Here is a 5816-nt window from a genome sequence, read left to right as displayed (position 1 = left end):
ATTTTTCCCTCACCCGCTTTTCCCTGCTTAGTAGTAATTAGTATTACCCCATTAGCTCCTCTAGCTCCGTAAATAGCGGTGGAAGAAGCATCTTTCAATACTTCTACCGATACAATGTCATTAGGGTTGATATAATCAATAGCCTGGCTGCGCTGGGTTTGAGTAGTAATAGGTAGTTGAACCCCATCTACTACGTAAAGTGGGTTATTGGATGAGTTAATGGAGCTAAATCCCCGAACCCGGATGTTAGCTTTTCCGCCGGGCCGCCCCGAGTTAACATTTACTTGTACTCCCGGTATTCTACCCGCCAACGATTGATTAAGAGAAACCACAGGTCGTTCCTGAAGCTGCTTTACATCTACTGAGCCTACTGCCCCGGTAAGATCTGATCTTTTCTGAGTACCATAGCCAATTACTACAATCTCGTCTAGTGCCTGAACATCTTCAGACATGGTGATATCAACGGTGGATCGACCGTTCACGGGCACTTCCTGAGATACGAAGCCGATGGAAGAAAATACGAGAATATCATCATCGTTAGGCACATTGATACTGTACCTGCCATCTACATCAGTAACGGTTCCTTGGCTGGTTCCCTTCACCAGTACGTTCACTCCGGGCAAGCCTTCGTTATCGTCAGGAGAGTTCACTGTGCCCGAAACCACAGTGAATGAATAATTATTAGCCAAGAGTAGGGTGCTAGAACAGAAAAAGAGAAAGGTAAATAACAGAAGAGCATACCCCCTCCAGTAGCGGGATTTTGGTATTAATTCCGGTTGCATAAATTGAGTTGTTAAGGTTGAAGATTGTTGGTTCGATACAAAGGTGTGAGGCTACTATCGGAGCATTTGTATCAAAAAATAGTCAGCTACCTTCCTGGAAGGTGCTAGGTTACAATAGGTTGTTGGTAAGATTTGCTATAGGCAGGTTTGGTTTGGTGAAGAATTATTGGTATTAGAAATTGAGATTTAGTGGCGAGAGAAAAGAAAGGAATTTAGCTAGCACTATTGGGTATAGATTTGAAAAGACAGAAAGTATTTTAAACTGATTAAGATCATAGGAGCAAGGTAATCATGAAATGTTAACTGAATATTAATTTATCAAAAACTATTAAAAAAACATCTACTTTATTGATTTAATTTAGCGCAACAAACGATTATTAAGTTTATGTTACGATTTTCGAAAAAAATCATAAACCGATAATGTTTAAAATCATATTATTATTTGCACTTATTACGCAAATTACCGGCTTGGCGCAGGATATATTGCCGAAGTGGCCAGATGTGAATTACGCGGGCGATACATTAGTAGGTCACCGGCTGGATATCTACCTACCCCAGCAAAATGCGAAACATTCTCGGGTAGCAGTTATCATCTACGGCAGTGCCTGGTTCGCTGATAATCGGAAGAAGCAGAGCTTCGAGTTATTCGGTCCGGCACTATTGAAAGCCGGATTCGCAGTAGTAGCTATCAATCATCGCTCAAGTCGTAAAGCAATATTTCCTGCCCAGGTCCACGATACGAAGGCTGCAATACGTTTTCTGCGGGGCAATGCCGAGCGGTTTTCTTTAGATAGCTCGTTTGTAGCTGTAATCGGCAATTCTTCGGGCGGGCACCTCGCTGCGTTCTTAGGCACATCTGGGAAGATAAAGAGACACTCGGTCGGTGAAGTAACTATCCCGATAGAAGGAAACTTAGGAAAGTTTACCAATATGAGTAGTTCCGTAGATGCCGTGGTAGATTGGTACGGCCCCACTAACTTCCAGGCGATGGATTCCTGCGGTAGTCAGATGAACCACGATGCTGCTGATTCTCCGGAATCCACGCTCATCGGTGGGCCTATTCAAGAGAATGGTGAACGCTGTGCCTTAGCCAATCCTACCACCTACGTAGACGCGACGGACCCGCCTTTTTTAATTATCCACGGCAATGCTGATCCGTTGGTTCCACCCTGCCAAAGCGAAATGTTGCACCAAGCTCTTCAGCAGCAGAAAGTTACTAGCGAACTCATTGTTGTGGCGGATGCTAAACATGGCCCCGGATTGCACGAATCAGCGTACTTCGAAAAGATGACTCATTTTCTACTGAATGCTTTAGACGAAAAGCGAAATAAAAAATAACAAATCTATCACTTCGCTAACCTCGCATCTCTCGGATGTCATCTACGTTAGCAGTTTTGTAGAAGCTATAAACCTTTAGTACGATGGCCATCGCTACCGCCGCTTCAGCCGCCGCCACCACAATTACAAATAGCGCGAACATCTGCCCCTGCAATAGTGAAGCATCGTAGCGGCTAAATGCCACTAAGTTAATATTAGCTGCATTCAGAATAAGCTCAATACCCATTAGTACAACAATTGCGTTGCGCTTAGTAACAATAATCGCTAGTCCTACACACAGCAGGAAAGCACTCAGAAGCAGATAATGTTCTAGCGGAATCATATTAAAGAGTAGAGGGTAGACGGTCAAAGGAAAAGGTGCAGTTTGAAAAGTGTTTATAACCCTCTACCGTTTACCGTCCACCCTTTACCATCAATTAAAGTAGCCAAATTTAAAGTTAAGGAAAAATGCCATACTGCTTAGGTCACCATCGGTAATGCCCGCAGTGTCGGAACCACTCACCAGACGATAGGTAAGTCCACCGTTTAGACGGAAGAAATCGGTGATGTTTAGTTCTACTCCGGCTCCGGGTTCTAACACGAAGAAGTTGCTACCGGTATCTTCCAGGTCGGGTTCACCTTCTATATCGTGCGAGATACCTCCGCCGCCAATCAGTAAGTGAGCGGTTAAGTGCAGCATTTGATCACTGCGAAGGGTATATTCAGTTAAGAACCCACCGTACCCCATATCGTAGTGCCGTCCAAGGTTTCCGTTTGCCGCGGCCGGAGGAACATCCAACTGAGTAATCATACCGTAGCCCCCACCACCAAACGTCCATTTTTTGTTAATAAACACGCCGCCGTAGCCCCCGAAGAATAGCGCAAAATCGCCACCAATAGAGCTGGTCCGAAGGGAAGGTCCGCCGTAGCCTCCGGCACTGGTAACCCGGAAGCCCTTCACTAGAGTCTCCTGCTGAGAGTCGTCATCCTGAGCAAAAGCAACAACGGTAGAAAGAATTAATACAAATAAGAGAGAAAGCTTTTTCATGATAGGTTAGATTAAAAAGTTACGGCTCAAAAATACTACATTTAACCGAAAGGTGGTCACGAAAGGTCTTCAGTATCTTCATAATCCTGACTAACTTTTAGGCGCAAATCCAATGATCGTAGGAGAATTTCAGCATCCTCTCCTTCGTAGTAGGCCATTACCCATTTACCTTCCGACGAAGGGCGGTAGCGAACTTCCACGGCCTGCCGTTTCTGCTCAATAAGCACATATTCCCGTAAAGAAGGTAGTTCAGCGTAGAACCAGAATTTCTGTCCTCCCGCCGTGGATACGGGGTCGTAGTCGGCGGTGCTGGGCGAGAGTACTTCTACAATTAAAATGGGGTTATTAATTGCGTTGATCTCATCAGGGCCGGTTGTGGGCCGACAGGCTACGGAAACATCCGGATGAAATCCCTTCTGAAGAGTGTCTACGAATACTTTCAAATCACTATCGAAGGGCCGACAACCGGGAGGGAGATTAGCCCGCAGGAAACTATTGACGTTGGACGACAGGGCACTATGTTTTGGCGCAGCTCCCGACATAGCAAACACTTCTCCGTTATGATATTCGTAACGTATATCGGATGCTTCTTCCAACCGTTAATATTCGTCAAGAGTATACCTTTTTTCAGATAGTGCTTCCATGGTTTATTTTTTACTAGTAATTCGTGATTACTTTAGCGTATGAACATGCTTAGATAATACAATATACAAAAGTGTTAAAATTTCGGCAAGCAGCGGATTTCCGCACCTGAATAGCAGTAACTTGTGGACTATTAAATCAAAACTCTACGCGATACGTCAGAATTGGGATCAAGCCCAGTTGGTACTTGGTAACAATAGCTCCCTCTACCGTGTCGAAGTACTGAAAAGCTACGTTTTGCTGATTAAGCGCGTTCTGTAGGTCTAATGACCATACGCTAGTATAACGCTCGGTGTTTTTTCGCAGACTGAGGCGTAAATCCAGCTTAAAGTAGTCGGGTAGCTTATTAGCGAAAGCTCGGTCGTTAATAAACACAGTTGTCTGCTGCTCGCGAGAAGCAGCTTCATCAATAGGAGTGGTTCGTAATCCGCCCAGATAGTTAGCTCGCAGGTTGATCCCAATTACCCGTTGCTTATCGTTTCTATTCCAGGGAATTTCTTTACCTCCCGTCAGGCTGAAAGCGTAGTTGCCGTTAAAACGAGTGTCGCGCTTCACTCCGTCAGCCCCGGTGTACTTTGATTCGTAGAGCGAGCTGCTTAGTAAGAAGTAGTAACTATCTACCAGGCTTTTTTCCAGCGATATTTCTAAGCCATAGTTCTCGCCCGTTCCTTCGTTGAGCAGCCTTTCATTAACAAATCCATCGAATAGGTTAAGCGCTGAAAACGAACTGGTAGGATTAGCGGCAATAGGAACATTAAATAAGTCTTGATAATAGGCTTCCGCCCGCAACCGAACAGTTTCTCTTAACAAATTCTGGTAGCCTAGTGTATAGTGAAATGCTTTAGTTAAATCTACGCTTTGGTTAGGACGAAGCGGGGGTGCACCCAGCAGATCGTTAGGTACAGTTGAAAAGTATACACCGGGTTGTTGAATTTGGCTGTGCAAACCGTAGGCTAGCGTAAGTGAATGCCGAGCACTCGGACTCCACCGAAGCTGCGCCCGTGGTTCTACCGAGTGAGATTCGCTTAGCGAGAAGTACGTATGGTGTAACCCCAGTTGACCAGTTAGTTGGCTACCCAGTTGCCACTCACCCTGCACGTAGGGTTGTAGCAACCATCCGGCACCTTCGCCCGAAACCAGTATCTGCGGACTAGCCACCGTGGTACCTTCACTGCTCGATAGTTGGTAGTTGAGATAGTTTAGAAACAGCCCACCACTCAGTACTTGTCGGGCTGAAGTTCGGTGGATGATTGAGGAAGTTGCGGAAAACCGGTACTCTTGGTAAGTATCTTCTTCCAGTAGCTGGGTTTCGTAGGTGTCAGTCACTAAATCTCCTTGCCGGGTGCTACTCAAAGCAGACATGGCCGCTACTGACTTTATCAGCGTGCGCTTGTTGAGGGGTAGAGTGTGGGTGACTCCGGCGGCTCCCATATCGTTGGTGAAGGTAACGTCGAAGCGGTCCTCCTGGGCTTCCCACTCCAATGAGTCGCGCGAAGCTTCAAATACGTTTCGTCCGGTTCCCCCAATTCCGAAGAACGTGAACGTCCCCGCGTTCTGGGTGGGAAACGTTAGATTGAATGATAAATCCTGAAAAGAAATTGCCTCGCCGCCAAAGTCTAACCCAATTACATTCGTAAGCAACCCGACGGTAGAGTAACGGTAGTTGGCTAAGTAAGAGCTTTCCCCGCCTTCGGTGAATGGCCCTTCAGCGGCAAACTCCAGCCCAATCAATCCGGCTTGCACAGTGTACTCGCGCTGCTGGCTGTTTCCCCGGCGTAGCTGCATATTAAAAGCGCCCCCAACCGTATTACCGTAGTTGGCCGGAAATGATCCGGTTAAAAAGCGAGAATCACCTAATACTTGCGTACTTAATACACTTTGGCTACCGCCACTAGCAGCTCGACGGTCACCAAACGTTCCGGCGTTGGATAAGTGGTTAGGATTTACAATGTCAATACCTTCTACCCGCCACAGCATACTGTTAGGTGAGTTGCCCCGAACAGAAATATGATTCGCCTGATCATTTA

The 5816-nt window shown here is 46.1% G+C and carries 6 protein-coding genes; 1 reads left to right on the top strand and 5 read right to left on the bottom strand.

Annotated features, from left to right (window positions below; all coding sequences use genetic code 11):
• Positions 1–782, bottom strand: a 782-nt coding sequence (locus WBA23_RS10875; RefSeq protein WP_424582304.1) for a TonB-dependent receptor plug domain-containing protein, incomplete at its 3' end; no start/stop codon positions are given.
• A gap of 420 nt (positions 783–1202) precedes the next feature.
• On the opposite strand from WBA23_RS10875, the gene WBA23_RS10870 reads away from it, so the two are divergent.
• Positions 1203–2120 carry a prolyl oligopeptidase family serine peptidase gene (locus WBA23_RS10870; protein WP_424582303.1) on the top strand — a complete coding sequence of 306 codons (918 nt, stop codon included), beginning with the start codon at positions 1203–1205 and terminating at the stop codon, positions 2118–2120.
• 16 nt (positions 2121–2136) lie between these two features.
• Here WBA23_RS10870 and nuoK read toward each other — a convergent pair whose 3' ends face one another.
• The 4 genes from nuoK to WBA23_RS10850 form a co-directional block, all read right to left on the bottom strand.
• Positions 2137–2442 (bottom strand): NADH-quinone oxidoreductase subunit NuoK, encoded by a 306-nt coding sequence (nuoK, locus tag WBA23_RS10865; RefSeq protein WP_424582302.1) that lies wholly within the window; start codon positions 2440–2442, stop codon positions 2137–2139.
• Positions 2443–2532: 90 nt separating this feature from the next.
• The gene (locus WBA23_RS10860; protein ID WP_424582301.1) at positions 2533–3147 is read right to left on the bottom strand and encodes a hypothetical protein; all 615 of its coding nucleotides are present in this window, start codon (positions 3145–3147) and stop codon (positions 2533–2535) included.
• Between the two features lie 56 nt (positions 3148–3203).
• A complete protein-coding gene (locus WBA23_RS10855; RefSeq protein WP_424582300.1) occupies positions 3204–3743 on the bottom strand; it encodes a Uma2 family endonuclease in 540 nt (179 codons plus the stop codon).
• Between the two features lie 184 nt (positions 3744–3927).
• Positions 3928–5816: TonB-dependent receptor plug domain-containing protein (locus WBA23_RS10850; RefSeq protein WP_424582299.1), on the bottom strand; the 1889-nt coding region annotated here is incomplete at its 5' end.

The organism is Tunicatimonas sp., from assembly GCF_049647865.1.
Taxonomy (GTDB): domain Bacteria; phylum Bacteroidota; class Bacteroidia; order Cytophagales; family Cyclobacteriaceae; genus Tunicatimonas.
Note: the sequence above shows the minus strand (reverse complement) of the source record. Positions and strands in the feature narration are given on the sequence as shown.